Annotated in this window: 27 protein-coding genes and 1 other annotated feature; of the genes, 9 read left to right on the plus strand and 18 right to left on the minus strand. The window is 36.4% G+C overall.

Annotation, left to right across the window (positions count from 1 at the left end):
• Positions 1-66: 66 nt before the first annotated feature.
• From leuS to J4P91_RS17115, 13 genes are all read right to left on the minus strand, one after another.
• Positions 67-2,475 carry a leucine--tRNA ligase gene (gene leuS, locus J4P91_RS17055; protein ID WP_207995064.1) on the minus strand — a complete coding sequence of 803 codons (2,409 nt, stop codon included), beginning with the start codon at positions 2,473-2,475 and terminating at the stop codon, positions 67-69.
• 65 nt (positions 2,476-2,540) lie between these two features.
• Positions 2,541-2,829, minus strand: a binding site (T-box leader).
• Between the two features lie 52 nt (positions 2,830-2,881).
• On the minus strand, positions 2,882-4,075 hold the full coding sequence (locus tag J4P91_RS17060) for an MDR family MFS transporter (RefSeq protein ID WP_207995065.1): 1,194 nt from the start codon (positions 4,073-4,075) through the stop codon (positions 2,882-2,884).
• 150 nt (positions 4,076-4,225) lie between these two features.
• Positions 4,226-5,383, minus strand: a complete 1,158-nt coding sequence (locus J4P91_RS17065; protein ID WP_207995066.1) for an MFS transporter — start codon at positions 5,381-5,383, stop codon at positions 4,226-4,228.
• 310 nt (positions 5,384-5,693) lie between these two features.
• Positions 5,694-6,917, minus strand: coding sequence for a cation:proton antiporter (locus tag J4P91_RS17070; protein WP_207995067.1), 1,224 nt, complete (start codon positions 6,915-6,917; stop codon positions 5,694-5,696).
• 3 nt (positions 6,918-6,920) lie between these two features.
• A complete protein-coding gene (locus tag J4P91_RS17075) occupies positions 6,921-7,418 on the minus strand; it encodes a cation:proton antiporter regulatory subunit (protein ID WP_017153783.1) in 498 nt (165 codons plus the stop codon).
• Between the two features lie 41 nt (positions 7,419-7,459).
• On the minus strand, positions 7,460-8,026 hold the full coding sequence (locus J4P91_RS17080; protein WP_207995068.1) for a tyrosine-type recombinase/integrase: 567 nt from the start codon (positions 8,024-8,026) through the stop codon (positions 7,460-7,462).
• Positions 8,027-8,160: 134 nt separating this feature from the next.
• Positions 8,161-8,349: a hypothetical protein gene (locus J4P91_RS17085; RefSeq protein ID WP_207995069.1), complete on the minus strand. Its 189-nt coding sequence runs from the start codon at positions 8,347-8,349 to the stop codon at positions 8,161-8,163.
• Between the two features lie 199 nt (positions 8,350-8,548).
• Positions 8,549-10,402 (minus strand): FtsX-like permease family protein, encoded by a 1,854-nt coding sequence (locus tag J4P91_RS17090; RefSeq protein WP_207995070.1) that lies wholly within the window; start codon positions 10,400-10,402, stop codon positions 8,549-8,551.
• Between the two features lie 16 nt (positions 10,403-10,418).
• Positions 10,419-11,180: an ABC transporter ATP-binding protein gene (locus J4P91_RS17095; protein WP_207995071.1), complete on the minus strand. Its 762-nt coding sequence runs from the start codon at positions 11,178-11,180 to the stop codon at positions 10,419-10,421.
• Positions 11,181-11,377: 197 nt separating this feature from the next.
• Positions 11,378-12,070 carry a hypothetical protein gene (locus J4P91_RS17100; RefSeq protein ID WP_207995072.1) on the minus strand — a complete coding sequence of 231 codons (693 nt, stop codon included), beginning with the start codon at positions 12,068-12,070 and terminating at the stop codon, positions 11,378-11,380.
• Positions 12,071-12,218: 148 nt separating this feature from the next.
• Positions 12,219-12,581 (minus strand): VOC family protein, encoded by a 363-nt coding sequence (locus tag J4P91_RS17105; RefSeq protein WP_017153777.1) that lies wholly within the window; start codon positions 12,579-12,581, stop codon positions 12,219-12,221.
• A 96-nt stretch (positions 12,582-12,677) separates the two neighbouring features.
• The gene (locus tag J4P91_RS17110; RefSeq protein ID WP_017153776.1) at positions 12,678-12,827 is read right to left on the minus strand and encodes a hypothetical protein; all 150 of its coding nucleotides are present in this window, start codon (positions 12,825-12,827) and stop codon (positions 12,678-12,680) included.
• Positions 12,828-12,842: 15 nt separating this feature from the next.
• A complete protein-coding gene (locus J4P91_RS17115; protein ID WP_003208776.1) occupies positions 12,843-13,106 on the minus strand; it encodes a YtzC family protein in 264 nt (87 codons plus the stop codon).
• 110 nt (positions 13,107-13,216) lie between these two features.
• Between J4P91_RS17115 and mnmL the strand changes: the two genes are divergently transcribed.
• From mnmL to J4P91_RS17145, 6 genes are all read left to right on the plus strand, one after another.
• Complete coding sequence (mnmL, locus tag J4P91_RS17120) at positions 13,217-14,176, plus strand: tRNA modification radical SAM protein MnmL/YtqA (protein ID WP_207995073.1); 960 nt, start codon at positions 13,217-13,219, stop codon at positions 14,174-14,176.
• Entirely contained in the window at positions 14,173-14,745 is a 573-nt protein-coding gene (gene mnmM / locus J4P91_RS17125; protein ID WP_207995074.1) for a tRNA 5-(aminomethyl)-2-thiouridylate-methyltransferase MnmM, read from the plus strand. The genes mnmL and mnmM overlap by 4 nt, the downstream gene beginning before the upstream one ends.
• Before the next feature lie 72 nt (positions 14,746-14,817).
• On the plus strand, positions 14,818-15,711 hold the full coding sequence (locus J4P91_RS17130; RefSeq protein ID WP_207995113.1) for an ABC transporter ATP-binding protein: 894 nt from the start codon (positions 14,818-14,820) through the stop codon (positions 15,709-15,711).
• Positions 15,680-16,372 carry an ABC transporter permease gene (locus J4P91_RS17135; RefSeq protein WP_207995075.1) on the plus strand — a complete coding sequence of 231 codons (693 nt, stop codon included), beginning with the start codon at positions 15,680-15,682 and terminating at the stop codon, positions 16,370-16,372. The genes J4P91_RS17130 and J4P91_RS17135 overlap by 32 nt, the downstream gene beginning before the upstream one ends.
• Positions 16,373-16,425: 53 nt before the next feature.
• A complete protein-coding gene (locus J4P91_RS17140) occupies positions 16,426-17,106 on the plus strand; it encodes an aspartate/glutamate racemase family protein (protein WP_207995076.1) in 681 nt (226 codons plus the stop codon).
• Positions 17,107-17,280: 174 nt separating this feature from the next.
• Positions 17,281-18,591, plus strand: a complete 1,311-nt coding sequence (locus J4P91_RS17145) for a PepSY-associated TM helix domain-containing protein (protein ID WP_207995077.1) — start codon at positions 17,281-17,283, stop codon at positions 18,589-18,591.
• A gap of 116 nt (positions 18,592-18,707) precedes the next feature.
• Here the strand turns inward: J4P91_RS17145 and J4P91_RS17150 are convergent, their stop codons facing one another.
• From J4P91_RS17150 to J4P91_RS17160, 3 genes are all read right to left on the minus strand, one after another.
• On the minus strand, positions 18,708-19,052 hold the full coding sequence (locus J4P91_RS17150; RefSeq protein ID WP_207995078.1) for a PH domain-containing protein: 345 nt from the start codon (positions 19,050-19,052) through the stop codon (positions 18,708-18,710).
• 151 nt (positions 19,053-19,203) lie between these two features.
• Positions 19,204-20,265, minus strand: coding sequence for a tetraprenyl-beta-curcumene synthase family protein (locus tag J4P91_RS17155; RefSeq protein ID WP_207995079.1), 1,062 nt, complete (start codon positions 20,263-20,265; stop codon positions 19,204-19,206).
• Positions 20,266-20,301: 36 nt separating this feature from the next.
• Entirely contained in the window at positions 20,302-21,105 is an 804-nt protein-coding gene (locus J4P91_RS17160; RefSeq protein WP_207995080.1) for an alpha/beta hydrolase, read from the minus strand.
• A gap of 74 nt (positions 21,106-21,179) precedes the next feature.
• Here J4P91_RS17160 and J4P91_RS17165 point away from each other — a divergent pair, with 74 nt between their 5' ends.
• The 3 genes from J4P91_RS17165 (at position 21,180) to J4P91_RS17175 (ending at position 23,529) form a co-directional block, all read left to right on the plus strand.
• Positions 21,180-21,692: a gamma carbonic anhydrase gene (locus J4P91_RS17165; RefSeq protein ID WP_017153764.1), complete on the plus strand. Its 513-nt coding sequence runs from the start codon at positions 21,180-21,182 to the stop codon at positions 21,690-21,692.
• A gap of 145 nt (positions 21,693-21,837) precedes the next feature.
• Positions 21,838-22,371: a phosphatase PAP2 family protein gene (locus J4P91_RS17170; RefSeq protein ID WP_207995081.1), complete on the plus strand. Its 534-nt coding sequence runs from the start codon at positions 21,838-21,840 to the stop codon at positions 22,369-22,371.
• A 12-nt stretch (positions 22,372-22,383) separates the two neighbouring features.
• A complete protein-coding gene (locus J4P91_RS17175; RefSeq protein WP_207995082.1) occupies positions 22,384-23,529 on the plus strand; it encodes a glycosyltransferase family 4 protein in 1,146 nt (381 codons plus the stop codon).
• Positions 23,530-23,587: 58 nt separating this feature from the next.
• On the opposite strand, the gene J4P91_RS17180 is transcribed toward J4P91_RS17175, so the two are convergent.
• Both J4P91_RS17180 and J4P91_RS17185 read right to left on the minus strand, forming a co-directional pair.
• Entirely contained in the window at positions 23,588-24,196 is a 609-nt protein-coding gene (locus J4P91_RS17180) for a molybdenum cofactor guanylyltransferase (RefSeq protein WP_207995083.1), read from the minus strand.
• On the minus strand, positions 24,193-24,702 hold the full coding sequence (locus J4P91_RS17185) for a MogA/MoaB family molybdenum cofactor biosynthesis protein (RefSeq protein ID WP_207995084.1): 510 nt from the start codon (positions 24,700-24,702) through the stop codon (positions 24,193-24,195). The genes J4P91_RS17180 and J4P91_RS17185 overlap by 4 nt, the downstream gene beginning before the upstream one ends.
• Between the last annotated feature and the right edge of the window lie 310 nt (positions 24,703-25,012).

Here is a 25,012-nt window from a genome sequence, read left to right on the forward strand (position 1 = left end):
ATTCCGCTCTTTTTTCAGTTGTCTCAAAAAAAAGAGCAGCCCTCTCATGAGGACTGCTCTTTCCTATTAATTTGCAACGATATTAACAAGTTTTCCAGGAACAACAATTACTTTACGAACTGTTTTCCCTTCAATTTGCTCTTTAACTGCCTCGATAGCAAGTTGTTCCATTTCTTCTTTTGATGCGTCTTTTTTCGTTTTCAGTTTTGCACGAACTTTACCCATAACTTGAACAACGATTTCAACTTCATCTTCTACAAGTTTAGACTCATCAAATGTTGGCCAGCTTGCATATGTGATTGTTTCAGTGTATCCAAGTTTGCTCCAAAGCTCTTCCGCAACGTGCGGTGCAACTGGCGCAATCATTTTCACGAAACCTTCCACATACTCTTTCGGAAGTGTTTCTGCTTTATATGCGTCATTGATGAACACCATCATTTGAGAAATTGCAGTGTTAAAGCGAAGCTCTGCATAGTCTTCTGTAACTTTTTTCACTGTTTGATGGTATGCTCTTTCAAGTTCTTTATTAGGTGCATCTGTGATTTTCTCACTTAATTCACCGTTATCTTGAACGAATAGGCGCCATACGCGATCTAAGAAGCGACGAGCTCCATCAAGACCGTTTTCAGACCAAGCAATTGAAGCATCTAATGGTCCCATGAACATTTCGTAAAGACGAAGTGTATCTGCACCATGGCTTGCTACGATATCATCAGGGTTTACAACGTTACCTTTTGATTTACTCATTTTCTCGTTGTTTTCACCTAGAATCATACCTTGGTTGAATAGTTGTTGGAATGGCTCTTTCGTTGGAACTACACCGATATCATATAATACTTTATGCCAGAAACGAGCATATAGTAAGTGAAGTACAGCGTGCTCTGCACCACCGATATAAATATCAACTGGAAGCCATTGTTTTACTTTTTCAGGATCTACAAGTGCTTCGCTATTGTTTGGATCGATGTAGCGCAGGTAGTACCAGCAGCTACCAGCCCATTGCGGCATTGTGTTTGTTTCACGACGACCTTTTTTACCAGTCTCAGGATCTACAACATTTACCCACTCTTCGATGTTTGCAAGTGGTGATTCGCCTGTACCAGATGGACGAATGTTTTCTGTTTTTGGAAGAACTAATGGTAATTCTTCTTCTTTCACAGCTGACATTGTGCCATCTTCCCAATGGATAACTGGAATTGGCTCACCCCAGTAACGTTGACGGCTAAATAACCAGTCACGAAGACGATATGTTACTTTTTGATTTCCTGCACTTGTTACTTCAAGCCATTCAATCATTTTTGCGATTGCTTCTTCTTTATTTAGACCATCAAGGAATGCTGAGTTTACGTGTGCGCCATCACCTGTATGTGCTTCTTTGGTGATGTCTCCGCCTTTTACAACTTCTTTCATTGGAAGATCGAAGTTTTTCGCAAACTCATAGTCACGCTCATCATGAGCTGGAACTGCCATTACAGCACCTGTTCCGTAAGTTGCAAGAACATAGTCAGCGATCCAGATTGGTAATTTCTCACCGTTTACTGGGTTAATTGCATAAGCACCAGTGAATACACCTGTTTTTTCTTTCGCAAGCTCTGTACGCTCTAAATCACTTTTCGCTTTTACAGAGTCAATGTACGCTTCTACTGCTTCTTTTTGATCCGCAGTTGTAATTTCTGCAACAAGTGCATGCTCTGGAGCAAGTACGCAGTACGTCGCACCAAATAACGTATCAGGACGCGTTGTAAAGATTGTAAACTTCTTATCTGTACCATCGATATTGAAATGTACTTCTGCACCTTCAGAACGACCGATCCAGTTACGCTGCATATCTTTTAAGCTTTCTGGCCAATCAAGTTCATCTAAATCTTCAAGTAAGCGATCTGCATATGCAGTGATTTTTAACATCCATTGTTTCATCGGACGACGCTCAACAGGATGTCCGCCGCGCTCACTCTTACCATCGATAACTTCTTCGTTCGCAAGTACTGTACCAAGTGCTGGGCACCAGTTTACAGGAATTTCATCTACGTAAGCTAATCCTTTTTCAAATAGCTGTAAGAAGATCCATTGTGTCCACTTATAGTAGTTTGGATCTGTTGTATTTACTTCACGATCCCAATCATAAGAGAAACCAAGTGCTTTAATTTGGTTACGGAACGTGTTAATGTTTTTCTCTGTAAATTCTGCTGGGCTGTTTCCAGTATCAAGTGCATATTGCTCTGCTGGAAGACCGAATGCATCCCATCCCATTGGATGAAGAACGTTATACCCTTGCATACGTTTCATACGAGATAAAATATCCGTTGCTGTATAACCTTCTGGATGTCCTACGTGTAGGCCTGCACCTGATGGATATGGAAACATATCTAGTGCATAAAATTTTGGTTTTTCTGTCTCATCTGGCGTGCGGAATGTTTTATTCTCTTCCCAATACGCTTGCCACTTCTTCTCAATTTCTTGATGATTAAAGCTCATGAGATATCCTCCTTCAAATTGTATTTATTTTCACCGCCTAAAATACAAAAAACCTCTCATCCCTAGAAAGGGACGAGAGGTTATAGATTCCCGCGGTACCACCCTAAATTAATGTAATAAAGGATGTTCAAAACGTCCGGTAAAGATCGCTACCCGATTTCTTTATCCTCCTTTTTGAACAAGCACTACTATATACATTCGCTTAGATCCTTAACGTGGATAAACGGCAATTGCTACTTCATTTCACAACTGCAACTCAAAGGCGAGTTCATAACGAAACTTGGATTGACTTGCACCGACCGTCAACTCTCTAAACCAGCTTCTATTACTACTACTCCTTCTCACTGTTATTACACATATAAGTTAATTTAAATATATTCTAAAACATGTTACATGTTCCGTCAAACTAAACTGCAATTTTTTCTTCTACTGTTTCTTCGACTTTTACTCGTTTGTCATAAATACTCGTTGCGATAAGCGCTACTACAAGCATTACCATGATCGCTATAAACAATACTTCCATATTGTATAAATCAACAATTGCTCCGCCGACAACTGGTCCAAACATTTTTCCAACAGTCGCCGCACTATTTACAACACCTTGATAAAAACCAAGTTTATCATTTGGCGCAAGTATATTCGCAATCGTTGGCACAGCTGGCCATACGAATAACTCACCAATTGTTAATGTCACCATTGCGACAAGGAACATTGTAAATTGCTGCGCTTGACTAAGCACAATAAATGAAACCGCAAAAATACCGATTCCAATCATAATTTGCTGCTTTAAAGAACGTTTCATCGCACGAATAATCATACTTACGAGCGGCTGCGCACAAACAATCATCGCACCATTTATTGTCCATAACAAGCTGTAATGACGTAGACTAATATTTAGTTCTTGCATATGCGTCGCAATTGCACCTTGCCACTGTACATATGTAACCCAGCATAAAGCATATGCTACACATACGATAAGAAGCGCCTTGAATCCTGGTGTAAGCGACCAACCTTTTTCTGTTTTAACTGATTCTTGTACACCCGGTTCTTTCTTATCTTCCATACCACGGAATCCGATAAAAGCAATTAAAAAGAAAATAAAATATAAAATAAAGTTCGCTAAGAAAATATAATCAAAACGATAAGAAGCCACTAAACCACCGCATGCCGTCCCAACAGCGATCCCAACGTTTTGGCCAACATACATCGCATTAAATGCTCTTCGTCCGCCTTCTGGCCAAACCGTACCAACCATCGCATACATTGATGGAAAGACCATTCCAGAACCGAATCCAATTAACGCAAGCCATACCACATAAAATGGCCATCCATGGAAGAATACAAGACCTAAAATCGATACTAGTGTAATGACAATTCCTACTAAAATTGATTTATATCCGCCCCATTTATCAAATAAAACACCGCCGAGTAAATTACCAATTACACCAGTAAGCGAGTTAATCATCAACACCATTCCGGCCACAGATAAAGACTTTCCTAAATGATCATGTAAATAAATTGTATTAAAAGGCCATAAAAAAGAAGCACCCGTGACATTAATAATCATCCCAGCTACTAATAGCCATACTTTTCTTGGCATAGTTCCCCCTCCTATTCTGTTTTCTTCGTTCTATCCATAATAGTAAGATTGTAGTCTTTTTTAAATAGGAAGGCAACTGATTAATAGTTGGTGAAATTCAGATAATAACCTGTACAAAAAATCCGCCTCTACATAGAGAGGCGGATTGATTTAACGTTTTTTCTTTTCTTTCACATAATCTATATACACTAAAATAGCTACAACGATAAAGCTTACACTAACCATTCGGAAGACCATCTCTAAAATCAGCCACTTCGCTAAAATTCCTAATGCAAATGCACTAATCCCAACGCCAACATCAAAACTTGAAAAGAAGGTTGCATTTGCCGCTCCACTTTTCTCTTCACTAACCTTTTGAACTGCCCATGTTTGTAAACACGGCATAATAGTACCATAGCCTGCGCCAAATAAAATCGCTGCAACAATAAGATACAAATCATTTATCGCATAAGACAATATGACAAGCGATAAAAATCCTAATATAGCTGAGACAATAATAATTGACCAAGGTCCTTTTTTGTCATACCATTTCCCAGTAAAAGGTCGTAATAAAGTTGAAACAATTGCATTGATAAGAAAGAACAAGAAAATATGCTCTAGTCCTTGTTGTTTACCAAATAGGACGATGAACGTAAGAATCGCTCCAAAACCAAGTGTTGTAATAACTGCTAGTAACGCTTGGAACCATACTTCTTTTTCAAAAATCATCTCAAAAAAGCGAAATGGTTGCTTCTCTCTCTTTACAGGAGTGGGAGCATGAACAAATTGAAGCATAATAGCTGCTAGCAAGCTAAGCGTTACTGACGACCAAATTAAAATATCAAAGGAAAAAGATCCGTAGATAAAAATCCCTATACTCGGTGCGATAATAGCTCCGACCGTTGTTGAAACAGAAAAATATCCCATTCCTTCTCCTAATCGCACCTTAGGAATTAACTCCACAGCCATTGTGCTGTTAGCAGTTGTTGATACACCCCAAGCCACTCCGTGAAAAATTCGTATGAGTAAAAACAACCATACAACATTCAGAAACGGATATATGAGTGTAACAATCATTAAAGCTACACTTGCACCAATAGCTAAACTTTTCCCTTTCTTATCAATTAAATAATATCCGATTAAAGGTCTAATACATACAGCACCTATCGTAAATAACGTTGTAACTAAACCTACTTGAATGGAATTGGCATTCACACTTATTAAATAAGCTGGCAAAATAGGCAGCACCATTTCAAATCCTATAAATACAAAAAAATTACTAAGAAATAAACAAATAAATGATCGATTAAATATTTTTTGATTTTCCATATCGTGATTCCTCGCTTCTAAATTGTTTTTAACTTAGAAGCGCCCAGATCACCGAAACGTTTTTCAATTGTCTTAGTCTTTTAGCCAATTGAATCACCCTCTCTCGTTCACATTATAATCTATATCAAAATATCATTTTAACTCAAAATAAAAATCCCGTATTAAAAATAACACTTTTAATACAGGATTTTACTCTATATAATCATTCTTGGCAACTGCCTTTAGTATCCATTTAAGAATGAATAACCTACCCAATTTAAAGTTTTTTGAACTAACTTCCATAACACTGGAATCGTTCTCTTACAAAAAATCATCCAACTTCTTTTTTCCGTTTTGCACTTTCTTTAGAGCTCCATTTAAATATTTTGTCCAATAGAGAATATATTCTCGCAGATTCCTTCGTTAGTAAAGGTCCTAACGATGCCAATATTAAAACATATAGGGCTGAGAATGGTTTAATTGTTGCCATTAAGCCACCAGCTATCCCAATATTAGCGACAATAATGGAGAATTCTCCGCGTGATACAAGAGTTAACCCGATATTCGTAGAAGCCTTATGTGATAACCCGGCTTTACGTCCAGCAATCATTCCAGCTGTAAAGTTACCGATGATAGTTATCAAAACCGCTCCTAAAGTTAGCCAAACAGCTCCACCTAACGAAAAAGGATCTATACTTAAACCGAAGCTGAAGAAGAATATAGCTCCAAAGAAATCACGAAACGGAACTACCAGATGCTCGATTCGATCACTATGCTCTGTTTCAGAAAAGACAAGTCCTAATAATAAAGCTCCAATCGCCTCAGCAACATGGATTGTTTCTGAGAATCCAGCTACAAAGAATAAAATAGCGAATATGACGATAATAAAGATTTCATTCGACGAAATATCTAATACTTTATTCAAGAACGATGTAGCTTTTCTAGCAATCACGAAGAATAGTAACATGTATCCTAGCGCAATTAAAACAGATGTCAGAGCTCCTACAAATGAAGTCGCGCCTCCGAGCACTAAACCTGAAACGACAGATAAATATACTGCTAAAAAGATATCATCAAACATAATGATTCCTAAAATTAGCTCTGTTTCTTTATTACCTGTTCTTCTTAAATCAACAATTACTTTCGCTACAATTGCACTTGATGAGATTGTAATAATCCCGGCAATAATTAATGTTTCTAATAGAGGAAAACCCATTACATATCCATAAAGTAGACCTAATGTAAAATTAAGTGATATGTGAATTGTGCCTCCAATGGCGATTGATTTTCCTGATTTAATTAATTTTTTCATTGAGAATTCTAACCCTAAATAAAACAGAAGGAATATGACACCAATACGGCCAAGGAAAGCAATTACTTCTCCACTTTCAATGAACCTTAAGTCTATAATTCCTAAGTCTGGAGCATGTGGTCCCACTAACATACCGAGGATAATGAGAAACGGAATAATCGAGAACTTCAACCTTGCAGCAAGGATAGCCGCAAACGCCACTAATACTAACGCAGTTCCAACTTCAAAAATTAAAGTATCCATCGACTATGAATCACCTCCTGCTGAAAGTAACTCCTTAATGATTCTTTTCACTTCATGCCGTTCTCCTGATAATACCAACATATCACCTGCATCAATAATAGAATCTGGGCCTGGATTAAAAAATTTCTTCATATTCTTCTTCAAAATAGCAATGACAGTTACGTTATACGTTTTTCGAATACTTAAACTACCGATTGTTTGCTGAATCGCTGGCGCATTATTTTCCACTTTAAACCACTCAATCGATAAGCCTTCAAAAGCCATTTCAATCGTATCTAAAGCTTGCGGTCTATACACCATTCCGCCTAATATGGCAGCGATTTGCCTCGCTTCAGAGTCACGAAGAGAAATGCTTGAAATACTTTCTTCATGATCAGTATCAAAATGATACATTTCTCTTCGCCCATCATCATGAATAACGATAACCATTTTTTCATTACCTTTTGTTATGACTTCAAATTTACATCCAATACCCGGAAGTTCACTTTCTCTAATATTCATATACACGCCTCCTAAAATTTTTTAGTTAAGGCTCTTCCCTTTTACAAATCCACATCAATTTCTGTTTTAAACTTTTCATCTTTCGAAATTCCTAAATACTTTAATGTTTCTGATGGAGTCGCATGATGAAAATGCTTTTGAAGAAACGCAATCGCTATTCCTCTTTTATACGCATGGAATCCAAATGTTTTTCGCATTGAATTCGTTCCAATCTTACCAGAAATCCCAATTGCTTCAGCTGCACGATGAATAACACGATAAGCTTGCTGGCGCGTAATCGGATTTTTTGTTTTATTAGATTGAAATACGTAATTCCCTCTTTCTACAACAGAAGATTGTACGTAATCCAAAAGTGCTTCTTTTACTTTTGTATTTAAATAAATATCTTGTTTAAATTTTTCATCTTTCACAGGAAGAGAGTAAAAATCTTTAACAGTTCCATCTTCATTTAATACATCTTCGAATTTAATACTTAATAGTTCTGTAATTTTCAAGCCCGTATTAATCCCAATAACAAATAAAAGGTAATCACGTTCTGAATGCTCTCTTAAATATTTTTTCATAGCCTGAATTTGATTTATATCTTTTAACGCCTCTACACATTCCATACATGTATTCTCCTCATCTTATGATCGGTAAATTTTCTAATTATCTTGTTCATTTTACCTTACCATATTAGAAGATTTCCATGCATTATCTATTTATAATTCCTTAATTTAATCTGTTATTGAAATTTTCCAAGCTAAACAACTGGAGCAATATACTTTAATATCCCGAAAAATTCCGGATATTTATAATTTGGAAATTTACTATTATAAAAATAAGTTGAAACTAGAAAAATAATGAGAGATAAAGATGAAAATAGTAAAACATCTTTTGACCTCAGCATTAAGCCTATTACTTCAAGTAAAGATCCATCTTCTTTATGCAAGTAGAATTCCTCCTTTCGTTTCTCTAACTTTTCAATTCTCACCTCCTTATACCATAACTTTATGTTACTTAATTATATAATATACTATAATTAAGTAACATAACAAGTATTTTTTATTATTTTTCTGAAAACACATGCATTTTCCATTGGAAACAAAATAAAAAATACCGAGCACCCTCTGCTCGGTATTTTTTAAATCTTAGTCTTCTTTCGGAAGAACAATTCCTTTATACAATTGAACTGTAATGAAGTAGTAAATTGCGTAAATGACTACGAAAATAATAACCGGAAGCCAAATACGGAAGTACGGATCAATTAGGATGAACGAGAAGATGTTCATACCAACTAGTACGTGTACAATCCCGACAATCGCTGGGAATAAGAATACTAAGAATAACTCTTTATAAATGGACTTCGTTAATAATTCACGACGAACCCCAATTTTACGAAGCATTTGGTAACGCGTAATATCGCTTGATGCCCCAGAAAGAATTTTAAACATTAAACAACTTGCCATCATTGCTAGGAAAGCAATTCCGAGGAAGAATCCCATAAATACTGTTCCACTCGCAATACCGTAAAATCCAGCATAGAATTGATTTTTACTTTGCAAGGAGCCTTCTTGTACATTTTTATATTTAGCTAGCTGCAACTCGTCAATTTTTTTCCATTCTTTTTTATATGTTAAGAAATCATCTACTTTTCCAAGTAATGCAATACCCTCTTTACCTTGCAAACCATCATACATTTTTTGATCTACAATTTTGATTGTTTGATCAGGGTATACATATAGTGGTTGAATCGTTCTTAATGCACTATCCCACTCTTGTGGAATCACATTATCAGATTTCTCCTGACTGAAACTTGAAATTGCCCCTACTGGCAGTTCTTCAGAAGCTCGTTTCACTTTACCAATATCCTTCATTCCTTTAGTATTTTTAAGATCTTGTACCAAAGGACGATTTTTCTCTAAATCTTCTTTTAAATAATAAACATATTTATCGTCTGTTTTATAACGATACTCACTTTTCTCTTTAAATGTAATTTCATCTAAAATTTTCTTTTCTTCTGCTGTTGGGTTATGAATTGCGACATCATAAATTGCAAAACCATCGACAGTAATCATTACGTTATTCTTGAACGCCATACCACCTGAAATTGCACCTGCTCCAAGCGCAACTAACATCGCTACTGTCGCTAGTACTTTTGTTAAGCTATTAATACGGAAATTTAATTGTGCAAATGTAAAGGCATTAAGTCCTTTTTCAGTACGCTTTTTATTACTTTTAAGCTTGTTAATAATAAGCGGAAGGAATGTTCCAAATAACATGTAAGTTCCGGACGTTACAGTAATTAATGCAATGATAATTCCCATTTGCGCCAACTTATCCATGTAAACCATAGAAGCATAGCCGATTGCTAGTAGAATAATTCCAACGACTGCAAATGCAACAGTCTTTGCTCCTTTTGCAGAAACACGATCCGTTTTTGAATCTGCATGAACCAATTGCAGAACCGTAATACGTGATAATTTGATACTATTCATAATTGCTGATAAAACAAATAGTACTAAGAAGAAAATACATGTAACCAGCATAGATGGAACATAAAATGCATGGTAGCCACCTGCAGTAAATTCAAGCTGCTGCATAAGTAGTTTACCAATTCCTTGCGCTAGCCCTACACCAACTGCAATACCAACTACAAGAGATGCTGCTCCTAATACAATTGTTTCAATAAACATAAGCATTGTAACCTTATGTTTTTTTGCTCCTAACATCATATACATACCGAATTCTTTTTGACGAAGTGATAGCAAGAAAGAATTGGCATATAAAATATAGAAGAATGTAATGATAGCTAATAGTACCGCACCTGCATGGAAGACGAATTGAATACTGCTGATTACAGAATTCGCTTCAATAAACGCCTTATTCAATGCTAACGTTTGAAACATGTAAAAAATTGAAATTGACATGACAAGACCAACAAGTAAGACGATATAATCTTTCAGCTTACTTTTTAGTCCTGACATAGAAAGCTTAAATAACATGCCTGTCCCTCCTTTCTTATGCTTTTTGTGTACCTAAGTCTGCAAGCACATCTAAAATTTCTTTATAGAACGCTTCACGCGTACCACCACGGTGAATCTCTTTATATAACTCACCATCTTGAATGAACAAAATACGCTGACAATAACTTGCACTGTATGGATCATGAGTAACCATCATAATTGAAACACCTTGTTCTTCATTTAGATTGGTCATCGCATCTAAAAGACTTGTTGCATTTTTAGAATCTAGTGCTCCTGTTGGTTCATCTCCTAAAATGATTGCCGGTTCATGTACAAGCGCACGCGCTGCTGCTGAACGCTGTTTTTGTCCACCAGATACTTCAGATGGATACTTTTGAAGAATTTCTGAAATTCCTAACATGTTCGCTACCTTTTCTACTTTTGGTCCAATCTTTCTAGAAGAAACACCTTGTAGAGAAAGTGGTAATGCAATATTTTCATAAATTGATAGATTTTCTAGTAAGTTAAAGTCTTGGAAAATGAATCCTAACTTTTGAGAACGGAAGTCAGAAAGTTCCCCTTGTTTCATCTTCGTAATATCCGTACCAGCAATTTCAACAACGCCGCCCGTTGCCTTATCTAATGTTGAAATTACATTTAGTAACGTCGTTTTCCCTGAACCAGACGGTCCCATGATTCCAACAAATTCACCCTCTTGAATGGAGAAAGATACACCTTTTAATGCGTGCGATTGGCTTTCGCCTTTTTTACCGTATACTTTTTGGACGTTTTTTACGTCTACAACTGATCTGCTCATATATATCCTCCTACGTTTGTTTTTTCTTTTCCCATTCTGCGCCTTTTCGAGGTTATCTGCCATTGTTTTACATTACATTTACCTTACATTTTTGTAATATAAATAAAACAGCTACATATGTTACATGTAAACACGTAGCATATGTAGCCGCTTGTTATTTTAGGATATATATTTTCATTTCACTTAAAAAACTTACATTACAGCCGTATTATCTTTCCAACGCTCGCACTCGGATCTATATCTAATGTGCCGCTATATTCAACCTCACCCACGTTGCAATTTGAACCAATTTTTATATGATAACCAGACACAAGGGATGCCTCTGTTTTACTCAAAGTAATGTCGTTCCCTGTTATCGTTTTACAAGCAATTCTTTTCTTTATGCCTGGAATAAAGCTTGTAAGAGATATAAATTTACGAGATGGCACTATCATAATTATATCGCCTTCAACATTTTGCAATTCACTAGGTGAAGTAAATTGTATTCCAATCTTTTTCGCCTGTAGATTTCCATGTACTCGAACAGCCCCTTGTACTGTAAATGATTCTGCATGCACATCTTCTTTCACCGATAAAGTACCTGATGAATATATATGTTTCGCCTGCACTTTTCCTAATCTACAACTACCGATGTTTTTCATTTCATTAAACTGACTTACCCCTTTAATTTTGCATGCACCAGAATTGCTAAAGCTTTTAGCGGTTAAACTTCCCCGAATTACACAATCACCGATCACACTGAATTCAGTAGCTTGTACATCTTCTTTGAAAGATGCGGCGCCTTTCACACCAACACTCCCTGCAATTACTGGTTGAGAAAAAGATTTGCTACCAAATACATTGAGTTTCTCCTGTACATTAGCAACTTTTGTTTCCATAGTATTTTTCATCTATGTTCCCTGCCCTTTAGTTTTTCCCGTCGTGTTTTATAAGAAACTAATTATTTTAATATTTCTCTCTATATAGAATATACCACATATTACCATGAAGAACATAAAAAAACTGAGCCATGTAAGCTCAGCTTTTCCTTCTATCATTTTAACCTTTTAAAACAAACTCATTTCCTTCATTATCTTTAAAGATAGAGAATGTACCCCAAGGCATTTCGTTTGGCTCTTGCGTAAATTCTACACCGTTATTCTTCATTGTTTCATACGTTTCTGTAATATTTTCTGTTACAAATACAATAGATGCCTTTAACTCATTTGCATTTGGCATCATTGTTTTGGGATAAATGACTAAGTGAGAACGTGTCCCTTTTGGTCCTACTTCAATCCAGCTCGCATTTGGTCCCATCGGATCGTTACGATATACTTCAAATCCCGCTTTCTCTGTCCAAAACTCAAGTGCCTTTTGTTGATCATCTACGTAAATCGCTACTGTACCAATATGTGCAATCATTGTTTATTCCTCCGTTACTCTTCTTATTGAAACTTAATTATAATGTAAGTATGAAAAAATGCAAAAAAATAAAACCAGGTCATACTTCGACCTGGTTTACTCTGATTGCTTCGATTTTTGCGGTTGTCCTTTTTTACGATTACGCTGTTTTGCTTCAACAACTGGATCGAGTTCATTTGAAAACTCAGCGTTATGTCCATTTTGCGTTTTTTGCTCTGGGTTATTTTGATCTGAGCGCTTTGCCATTATATTCACTCCTTATTAGTGCGGTGTAATAATCATTTGGTGCTGCAATTGACGAACTGCCATACGTGCACGATTTAACTGCTCACGCTGTTCATCATTCGCATGTTGCTGCATAATTTGTAAATCATTATAAGCTTGTTCTAATTGTAATTGTGCATCAGAATACTCCATTGTATTGTAATGCTCTTGTCTACTTCCGATATCTAATTGCTCTTTTGCATATTCTATCGCTTGCTCAGCTTGCGTGATATATTCTTCAAGTGATTGACGCTCTGCCATTTTGTTTCCTCCTTGCCTTTAATTCCCCTTTAGTGTGTCCCTTCCATATCGACCTTATGAGTATGTTATAATGGATTTTGTTTCATTTTAGGCTTTAGGAGGGATATGTAATGAAGGTTCAAAACCCTTTTCCATATACAAATGACAATAAACGTTACCATACGTGGAATTATCACTTACGAAAAGAATTCGGCGAAAAAATCTTTAAAGTTTCATTAGATGCTGGATTTGACTGTCCGAACCGTGATGGCACAGTCGCATATGGCGGTTGTACATTTTGCAGTGCCGCTGGTTCTGGTGACTTTGCTGGTGATCGCCGCGAGGATGTTGTAACGCAATATCATGAAATGAAAGAAAAAATGCATTCAAAATGGAAAGACGGAAAGTGTATTGCTTATTTCCAAGCATATACAAATACGCACGCTCCAGTAGAAGTGTTAAAAGAAAAATTCGAACCACTTTTAGCAGAAAAAGACGTTGTTGGTCTTTCCATCGCAACTCGTCCAGACTGCTTGCCTGACGATGTTGTTGAATATTTAGCTGATTTAAATAAACGCACATACCTTTGGGTAGAACTTGGACTACAAACTGTTCATGAGCGCACTGCGAATCTCATTAACCGTGCCCATGACTATCCATCATATGTAGAAGGTGTAAACAAACTTCGTAAGCACGGCATTAAAGTATGTTCCCATATTATTAACGGCCTTCCGCTTGAGGACTATGACATGATGATGGAAACTGCACGTGAAGTAGCAAAACTGGATGTACAAGGAATTAAAATTCACTTACTTCACTTATTAAAAGGAACGCCAATGGTAAAGCAATACGAAAAAGGACAACTAGAATTTCTCTCTCTTGAGGATTACGTAAGCCTTGTTGTTGACCAACTTGAAATCATGCCAGCAGAGATGATTGTGCACCGCATCACAGGTGACGGTCCACCTGAATTAATGATTGGCCCTATGTGGAGTTTAAATAAATGGGAAGTATTAAATTCCATCGATGCGGAATTTGTACGCCGCGGAAGCTGGCAAGGAAAATACGCAAACGAGGTGAAACCAGTATGAAATTAGAACGTGTATTGCCGTTTGCACGCACGCTTTTGCAAACAGCTATTAAAGAAGGTGATTTTGCTGTAGACGCAACGCTTGGCAACGGTCACGACACTTGTTTTCTAGCGGAGATTGTTGGAGAAAACGGGAAAGTATTTGGATTTGATATTCAGCGTGAAGCGATTGAAAGTTCGACTGTTCGCCTAAAAGAAAAAGGACTTGAAGAACGAACTGTTTTAATTCACGATAGCCATGATACATTATTATCCGTCTTGCCAGAAGAAGCAAAAGGTAAAGTAACAGGAGCAATTTTCAACTTAGGTTACTTGCCCGGCGGTGACAAACATATTGTAACAAAGCCAAACTCAACAATAGCTGCCATTGAACAATTATTAGAAGTCATGGCACCAGAAGGCATCATCATCCTTGTCATTTATCACGGACATCCAGAAGGACAAGTAGAACGCGATGCTGTATTGCAATTTGCCGAAGAGCTCGATCAAAAACAAGCTCACGTACTTCGTTACGGATTCATCAATCAACAAAATAACCCGCCATTTATCGTGGCAATTGAGAAGCGCTAAATATATCGGCGCTTTTTTTATTGTTCCAAGAATAAAATATACCATATAATGGATATAAGAAGAGGGGGAACCATTTTGTTAGAACTAAAGGGTATACAAAAGAAATACGACAAACAGATGATACTAGAAAACATCCATTTATCAATTCCAAAAGGACAAGCGGTTGCCATTATCGGCGGCAACGGTACCGGAAAAAGCACTTTACTCAAAATCATTGCTGGATTTATTTCTCCTACCACAGGAACAATCCAAAAACAGTCAGATATGAAAATCGGCTATGTACCAGAACATTTTCCAGAGGATATTCGTTTTACGCTAGAAGATTATTTGTACCATCTCGGTCGTATTCACGGCCTATCGAAAGAGCATTTACAGAACAAAATCCCTTTACTACTAGAAACTTTTCATTTACAACACGCTAATCATTCCGTTATAAGAAGTTTTTCAAAAGGAATGAAGCAAAAAACCAGTATCATGCAAGCACTCCTTAGTAATGTTGATATATTAATTTTAGATGAACCGCTTTCTGGACTTGATCCAAGGTCCCAAGAAGAACTTGAACATATATTGCTCTCATTGAAAAAACAAGGTCTTACCATTCTCTTCACTTGTCATGAGAAACAGCTATTAGAAAACTTTGCCGACCGAATTGTGACACTCGCTAATCATACAATTGCAGCGGATAAACTTTTAACATTTGATGCAATCCCGAAAGAACATACTTACATAGAAGCAACGGTACCACACACTTTTTCTATCACAAAGTTACAGAAGCAATCCGGCTATATACATGTTACATATAACGCAAATCAGCACCTCATTCAATTACAAATTGAAAAGACTTATACAAATGACATACTTCAATACTTATTACATAACGATGCGTTCATTACATTGCTACAACCTAAATTCCTTAACCGAAAGGAGGATCCCTATGCTCGCGCTCATTCGTTACAATTTTCTTGATTATACAAAATCGTACAAGTATGTTCCGCCAATTGCGATGTACATCATAAGTTTACTCTTTTTCTATGCTTATAAGCCAAATCCGATTGTTGCAACATATTTAGAAACTTCCCTTACACTCTATTTACTTTCAGCTTGGATTACCATTACGCTGTTTCATACGGAAGATCCTGTTCAAGAACAAATTACCCTTTCACATACAAAGAACATATGGACTTTATACCTTGGTAAATATGTAGCAGTATTTCTCATTGGTAGCGTTCTATCCCTTATATCTGTTATATATCCAATTGCCTTTCAAATGTTTAACGAAAAAATGACAGTCTCATTATTTATAACTGGCATCCTTACACACATTTCTTTATCTATAATCGGCATTTCAATTGCAACACTATTTACACGAAATATCATAAAAAAAGCAAGTACAGCTTGGCTTAGCCTTTCATTTGTATTACTGATTACGATTGCGTCTATTCGTCTCAAAAAAGACATGCCGGAACTATTATGGTTCTTCCCGCCTATCAATGGTTTTATGATGCTTGGGCAATATGAACATCATTTGCTTACGCACGTACTTTGGCTTACTGTATGGGCACTTGCATATTCAGTTGTATTAATAGGCTTATTCCTTTATCTTGTACGAAAAAGAAGGAACATGTAGATAAAAACAAGAATTTCTAACTTTAGATTATGAAATTAAGGAGAGGTACAACAATGATCGGAATACTAGCAGGAATGGGGCCAAAATCAACAGGTCCATTCGTTGATACAGTCGTTGAGCAATGTCAAAAAATATATGGTGCAAAACATGATATGGACTTCCCTCATATGATGATTTATTCTTGTCCAACACCATTTTATATCGATAGACCGATTGATCATAAGGCTATGGAACAAGCGATTATAACTGGTGCACAAAAACTTGAAAGTACGGGTGTCGATTTTATTGCCATGCCATGTAATACCGCTCACCTATATTTTGATCAGTTACAAAATTCAGTGTCAGTTCCTGTTTTAAATATGGTAGATGAAACACTAAAAGAAATACCAAATCATATAAAAAAAGTAGCTCTCTTAGCGACCGATGCAACTATTCAATCTGGCATATATCAAGATCGGATTGTAAAACATGGTATGGATTATATACATAAAAATAGCTGGCAAACAATTATCACTCAAATTATCTCTAGCATAAAAACAGGGAACATCAATAAAGCAAACGAATTATGGCATACACTTTGTATGGAATTATCTGAAGCAGTGGATGTCGTTATTATAGCTTGTACCGATTTAAATGTTGTATCAAACGCAGGGTCAAATAACCTTTGCTTTGTGGACTCATCGTTTTGTCTTGCTAAGGCGGTTGTTCATAAATATTTAGCAAATCAATTGTAAATTACATACATATTCTATACGCCAAGAACAAAAAGACGTACACATGCTGTACGTCTTTTCCTATTTCCCTAAGATTTTTTGTTTTTTTCACACTTCTTTCAAAATAATCACACTTAATCCCGTTATATTAAATACGTATTTGATTCATATAAGGAAGGTTAGGGGAACTAAAGTATGAAACTAAATCGATCGCTTCACTATATTTTCTGGCGGTGGCATTTTTACGCCGGCCTCTTCATAGCACCACTGCTCATTACTTTATCACTTAGTGGCATTGGATATCTGTTTCGAGAGGAAGTTGAAAATTTCATTTATAAGGATTTATATTTCGGAAATAGTCATCAAACAGAATCTCTTTCTATGACTGAATCCATTTCGCTAACAGAAAAGAAATATCCTCACTATAACGTAACGAAAATTAGCTATTTTGAAAATGAATATAATACAAGACTCACAATGAAAAATGAATATACAGGCGATCAAAAATATGTTTATTTGGACAAGCAGAATCAAATTGTTGGAGATCAAAATGCGAATGAAACATTCGCAAATATCATGCGTGAGTTGCATAGTTCTCTTCTCGTTGGCGGTACAGTTGTAAACTACTTAATTGAATTAGCTGCTTGCTGGACCATTTTTTTAATTGTTACTGGTTTATATATGAGTATAAAAAGTTTCAAAAACACTCCAGTATCCAATGCTAGAGAACACTCTAAGCGACTGCATTGGATAATTGGGATTGTATTTACAATTCCACTCATTCTCTTAATACTAACAGGATTACCTTGGTCCGCTTTTATGGGAAAACAAATTTATAGCATCGCAACTTCTAATGAATCGCTCGGATACCCAAAGTTATATATGGCTCCGCCAGAATCTCAGTTTAAAGAATTACCGTGGGCAACTAGACAAGAAACACCACCGCAATCAAGTGTAAGTGAACAAACAGCTCTTACAATCGATGAACTAAAACAGAACATTCAAATGAAAAAACCTTATGTGATTGCATTACCCGATGATTCGAAAGGAGTATTTACCGTTTCAAAATCTAGCGGGTCTGGTATTACAGGCATGCACGTATCACCAAATGAAGAAACCACTGCTTATTTCGATCAATATAGCGGCACTCTCATTTCCAAAATTGACTATCGCAACTACGGATTATTTGCACAATGGTTTTCTTATGGTATCCCTCTTCACGAAGGGCATTTGTTCGGATGGCCAAATAAAATACTATGCTTATTAACAGCATTATCTTTATTACTTCTCATCTATTTAGGAATGAAAATGTGGTTAGCGAGAAAACCGAAAGGAAAGCTCTGTGCACCGCCAAAGCAAAAAAATAAGAAAAGTACATTCACTTTCATACTCATTATGATTTTATTAGGAATTATCATGCCTTTATTTGGCTTATCTGTTCTTATCATTTTCATAGTTGAGTTTTTACTATACCTATTCTATAAAATCAAAGAACAAAAAATATAAGAAAAAGCATTTGTATATTTTGTACAAATGCTTTTTCTACATGAGCTGCCACATATAGGTTTTTATTTGTATAAAACTGCCCCAAAGCAAGTAAATCATTACTTCAGGGACAGTTTTTAAGCTACCATCATTTCTTCAATTTTTTTTACGAATCCACTAGGATCTCTATGTTGAATGTGTTTTATTTTAATCCACTCTGTATCATGCTGGATTGAAATTTTCGTTCCAAACAAATCTTTTTTCACTTTTATAGTGGATATGTTATCAAATGAAAATTCTTCAAATAATGTATTTCCAGCAATATCAGGCCCACAGAAAAAGAGCCTTCTATTTGTCAAAACGAATACAACAGGCCGCATGACACTCCGATATATGAAAGTTTCTAAAGAACATTGCAGGTACGATACGATATTTTCATCTTCCAATAGTCTCTCTTTGGCTTGATCTAATATATTCTTCACTTCAATCCCACCCTTTCAAACTATTATATTTCTATTATCTAGAAATCAGAATATAATGTCAAAACAAGATACACTACAAGGATATGTCACTCTTCTTGTAAAAAACAATAGAAAAAGACGTGCTTCATATACACGTCTTTTCATCCTTCTATCACTGCGCCATTTTCTTTCGGTACATCTTTCCATTCCAATAGAAGAATCGTGAAGTGAATCCACCATATTTCACAATGCGCCGTGCCATTTGCTGCATATTCTTTTGCTCTGATACCTTTTGATCAGATAAATAAATTCCAAGGAGACCGCGACTAATAAGGCGATGAAACTTCGCATGTGGTAAGTCGCCAATATTTCTTTCTGCTTCTTTTACAAAATGCTTCATTCGCTCTAATATAACTTGTTCATTTTCATAATAACTACAGAAATTTAAGTCTCCGCCGATGCGATCTTCTTCTTGATCAATAAAATAATCAAGTAAAATATGAAGCCCTTGTACATATGGGAAATAACCTTGCTTAATCTTCGCAATATCTTCATCAAGTAATTCATCATGAAACGCATATGCCACGAGACAAAAGATTCCAAGTGTTGATCCTGCACATGCGGAAAATTCAAACCAGCTCATCGGTGGTACGTTTTCCTTATGAGCTTCAAACCATGTTTGCAAGCGTGGTTCTCGCTCTTCTAGTTCCACATGCTTATGAATTTGCAAATCACAATAATAACAAGCAAGCTCGTGAAGAATTGGTGCAATCTTTTCATAATGCTTTGTTTTTCTTAGTACATCTTGGCATGTTGCGACAAGCTCATCTAAATAACCACCATCATCTTGATCATCTCGATAACGATAGTAATTACTTCCTTCACTCTCTGGTGTTAATGCAGTCAGCATTGATTCATGTAGTGCAGCAAAATCATTCGGATCAAGCGATGTACTACGATCACATAAGTTATCTAAGTAATCACTAATCGTCTGATACGCCACAATAAAACGAATACATTCCTCACGGTGTTCATTTGCAAGCAGCGCTAAAATACCACCGCCTTCACAATGAAACGTTTTATGTTCAATACTTGCAATTGCCTGATTATGAAGCTCATCATTTGGAATATGGTAGGCACGCTCTTTCCACATCGCTAGCTCATGGTGTACAACCGGAAACACATCACGGTATACTTTCGCCATGAGCGTTATGGGATTACTCGGTACGTTCACTTCTTCCTTCATCTCCTCTATTAAATGTACAAATCATTATTTATTTGTTTGTATTATATTATTTAAATGTGTTTCCATAAATGCTTTGGCATAACTAAAAATTTCATCTTTCTCATACTCATTCAATAGCTCATGATAACAATTCGGCCATTCTTTATATGCTTTATCACTTATTTTCAACCGATCAAACCATTTACGGACACGTGTTTTATCTACAAGTTTATCCTCACACGCCTGCATTAGCAAGAGCGGAACGTCTGGAAACTCATCTATTTTTTCATGAGCAATCTCAATAGATTTTATCAATTCACTATACCAACGAACTGACACCTTGCGCAAGAACAACGAATCATTTTCCATTGCATCACGAACTTCTTTATTTCGCGTTGACATTTCGACTGTAAGATTTGTGGGAAATTGGAGTTTTGGCGTGAAAATATTTAACAACTTTGAAGCAGCTCGAAGCGGAGCAGCAGGTACCGCTAAAACACCTAAGCATGGTGAGCTCAATATAATTCCATCTATATCTTCTCTCTTCGTTTCTTCCATCATTCGAATGACAATAAGACCACCCATACTATGTCCAAATAAAAAAATAGGGAGCCGATATTTTCTTGCTTCTTTCACCCATAATTTTATTTCTTCTATGTATTCATCAAATGAGTCAATATGTCCTCTATTTCTTGAAGTTGTTCCATGAGCTGGAAGATCCCCCATAACAACATGATACCCGAAATGAGTCCACATTTCTGCTAGCGCCTCATAACGTCCGTGATATTCCATCGCACCGTGCACAATCACGATTACGGCTTTGGCTGCTTCCGCTTCATAATTCCACATACGAAACTCCTCCATTTCACTCTTTTCCGTAATTTGATACACTAAAACTAGTTTCTAGGAAAGGAAGGCTTTACATGATATATCCTTATAAAGATAAAAATCCGAAAATTGCGAGTAGTGCTTTTATCGCTGACTACGTTACGATTACAGGTGATGTTACAATTGGCGAAGAATCAAGCATTTGGTTTAATACGGTTATTCGCGGTGATGTGTCTCCAACAATCATTGGAAACAGAGTAAATGTACAAGATCAATGTACGCTTCACCAAAGTCCACAGTATCCCCTTATTTTAGAAGACGATGTTACCGTTGGACATCAAGTTATTTTACATAGCTGTACTTTAAAAAAAGATGCTTTAATCGGGATGGGATCCATTATTTTAGACGGCGCTGAAATTGGCGAAGGTGCATTCATTGGTGCTGGTAGCTTAGTTTCACAAGGAAAGAAAATTCCACCTAACACACTCGCTTTCGGTCGTCCGGCAAAAGTCATTCGTGAATTAACAGATGAAGATCGAAAAGATATGGAGCGCATTCGCAAACAGTATGTTGAAAAAGGACAATACTATAAGTCACTGCAAAAATAGCCGTTACTTGCTGCCACTATAATGGCAGCTTTTTTCATTAAAACTCTAACGTTTTCTTTACAAAATCTTATTATTCCCTCAATAAAATCTTATTAAAATAAAAGATATCATCTGAATATATATGTAAATGAAGGGGAGAGTTTTCATGAAGGTCAGCTCCTTATATAAAATAGAATGTTACATTTTCAAAGGAATTAACCGTTACTTTGATCAAAAAACATTAAATATCTTTTTCCGCACGATTACACATATCGGTGGTGCAATCTTTTCTATCTCACTCACGTTATGCTTTCTTATCTTTTCAAAAGGACTTCTGCACACTGCCGCAATTGCAGCAGCTCTTTCATTAGCAATTAGTCATATCCCTGTGCAAATATTAAAAAGATGGTACCCACGTAAACGGCCTTATTTAACAATTCAAGATGCAAAATACCCATTACATCCATTACAAGATCATTCATTTCCGTCCGGTCATACAACAGCTGTTTTTTCAGTTGCCGTTCCATTTATTTGTTATGATCCAAACTTAGCAGTCTTTTTACTTCCATTAGCAATGATTGTAGGAATTTCCCGCATCTATCTCGGGCTTCATTATCCATCAGATGTATTTGTAGGTATGTGCCTTGGCACATGTTCTGGCATCATCTCTTTTTATCAATTCATTCCACTTTTCATGTAAAGGAGAGATTGGATGAGAGTCGCCATATTTACTGATACATTTACACCGCAAGTAAACGGTGTAGCAAAAACATTAGATCGTTTGATCCGTTATTTTCAAAAACAAAATATTTCCTATTCCGTATTTGCACCGCAGCATACAGCAGAAGATGACTTCGTAGCCAATGTGAATAAGATGAGAAGTATCCCGCTGAAAATATTATATCCAGAATGTCGAATTGCTTTTCCTACCCCGCGCATTAAGCGGGAACTTCTTAGCTTTAGACCTGACATCATTCATATTGCTACTCCCTTTAATATGGGGCTATGTGGCATGTATTACGCGAAAAAATTAAACATTCCTCTTGTCGGTTCCTATCACACAGACTTTGACGCCTACTTGCAATATTATAAAATTGAATTTTTCTCCAATATGCTATGGAATTATTTAAAGTGGTTTCATAGCCACATGCAAAAAAACTTTGTCCCTTCTCCCGAAACATTACAGCAATTAGCAAAAAAAGGATTTCAAAATTTATATATTTGGGGACGCGGAGTAGATTGTTCACTCTTCCATCCGGCTTACAATAAAGACGTATTCCGAAAAAAATATAATATTACTGCTCCATACATTCTTTCCTATGTCGGACGCATTGCCCCTGAAAAAGATATTGAAACACTTCGTACACTCATTCACACAACACTAAAAGAACGAAAAGGTGATATTCATTGGCTTATTGCTGGAGACGGTCCCCTTGCCGAAGAACTACGTGAAGCTACACCAACAACTAACGTGACCTTTACAGGATATTTAAAAGGGGAAAACTTAGCAGAAGCTTATGCATGCTCTGACCTTATGGTATTTCCATCGGCCACAGAAACGTTTGGCAATGTCGTACTCGAATCGCTCGGATGTGGTACACCAGTAATTGGTGCAAATTCTGGCGGAGTAAAAAATATTATTACAGATGGAAAAACAGGTTTTCTTTGTGGACCTAAAAAAACGGAATCATTTTTATCATCTATTTATCAGTTACTAAATAACGATGAAATGCGTAAACAAATGAGCATAGCTGCTTGTGCCTATGCTGCTACACAAAGCTGGGATGAGATTTTTCACGGTTTATACATGCAATATGAAGAAGTGCTTCAGCAAAACAATGCTGAACTACTTGCGTAATAGGAAAGTTCAACTCATCCGTAATACTCATAAAAGAAAAAGGTATGACTCTATAACGTCATACCTTTTTGGTCTTTTTCTCTTTAAGTAACCGCAAATATTCCTCTTGTGTATTTACATTCATAAACAATTCTTTCGCTACATTCCATTCTTCTTCCATCACATACTTTACGTTACACTGTGATAAAAGTTGTCCCATACTTCGTTTTTCTTCGTTTAACAATGTGTATATTTTTTCTTTTATACTATAATGATACGCCGCTAATAGTGGCTGCTTTCCTCCATCAATAACCGGAACAATTGCCTCATATTCACCACTTATTTGTCCTACTAATGCTGTAATCCACTCATTTGAAAGATTCGGCGTATCACAAGGCGAAATGATATACCACTCCGCCTCTATATGCGCCATCCCCGATACAATCCCAGCAAGCGGTCCCTCTCCTTTATAGGAAGGAATATCTTCTATAACAGGAACGTCTACTAAAGTAACGATCCTTTCTTTTATATCAGGATGACTAATCACAACTACATCTTGCACGGTAGTCTGCATCACTTGAACGATATGCTCGATAAAAGTATGTCCTTGCCAGCTTGCCAATGCTTTTGGCTCACCAAAGCGTCTCGACATACCACCCGCTAATACAATTCCAGCAAGCCTTTTCATTGACGATGCAGCTCAAATGTAATATGACCTAGCTCTGGTAAAATTAATTTGTTCATCGCAAGGCGAACTGCCCCGCTAGAACCTGGCATTGAAAAGATAACTTTTCTTCCAATTGTTCCGCCAATTGCTCTACTTAACATCGCCGCGCTTCCGATATCTTCTAAATAACTAATCATCCGAAACAATTCACCAAAGCCAACGATTTCTTTATCTAACAATGCTGAAATGGCTTCAATCGTCACATCACGCTTTGTAATGCCTGTTCCTCCATTTGTTAATACAACATCAACATCCTCTTGGTGATATCCACTTAATACAGCTTGCCTAATACTTTCTTTATCATCTTTTACAATTTCATAAGCAGTTACCGTATGTCCTGCTTCTAGTAATAATTCTTGTAGTAACTTACCACTCTTATCCGTCTCTTCTGTACGTGTATCAGAGACCGTAATAATTTTACAGCGCACCTCTTTCGGCGCTTGTTTTTTATGTTCTGTTACGCTCATATTTATCCTCTCCTTCTTATAACTACTCATAATTTTATCATATCGTATAAATACTTTATCAAATATGAGATACATCACATATCTACAATTATCTAGTGAATGACCGAAACATTATGATACAATATAAGTATATATAACCATAAAAAGGGATTTTTTCTATACCTCTATTTTATAATCTTAAACAACATGTCCCATGGATTCCTTTTCTTATAATTCTAATTCCCTTTCAACTCATTACCCATAGATTAGATATCAATTTTCTAAAATTATACGTATTCATGCTAAACGGCTCTAGTCGCTATTATCAAGT

Source organism: Bacillus sp. XF8, from assembly GCF_017498755.1.
GTDB classification, from domain to species: domain Bacteria; phylum Bacillota; class Bacilli; order Bacillales; family Bacillaceae_G; genus Bacillus_A; species Bacillus_A bingmayongensis.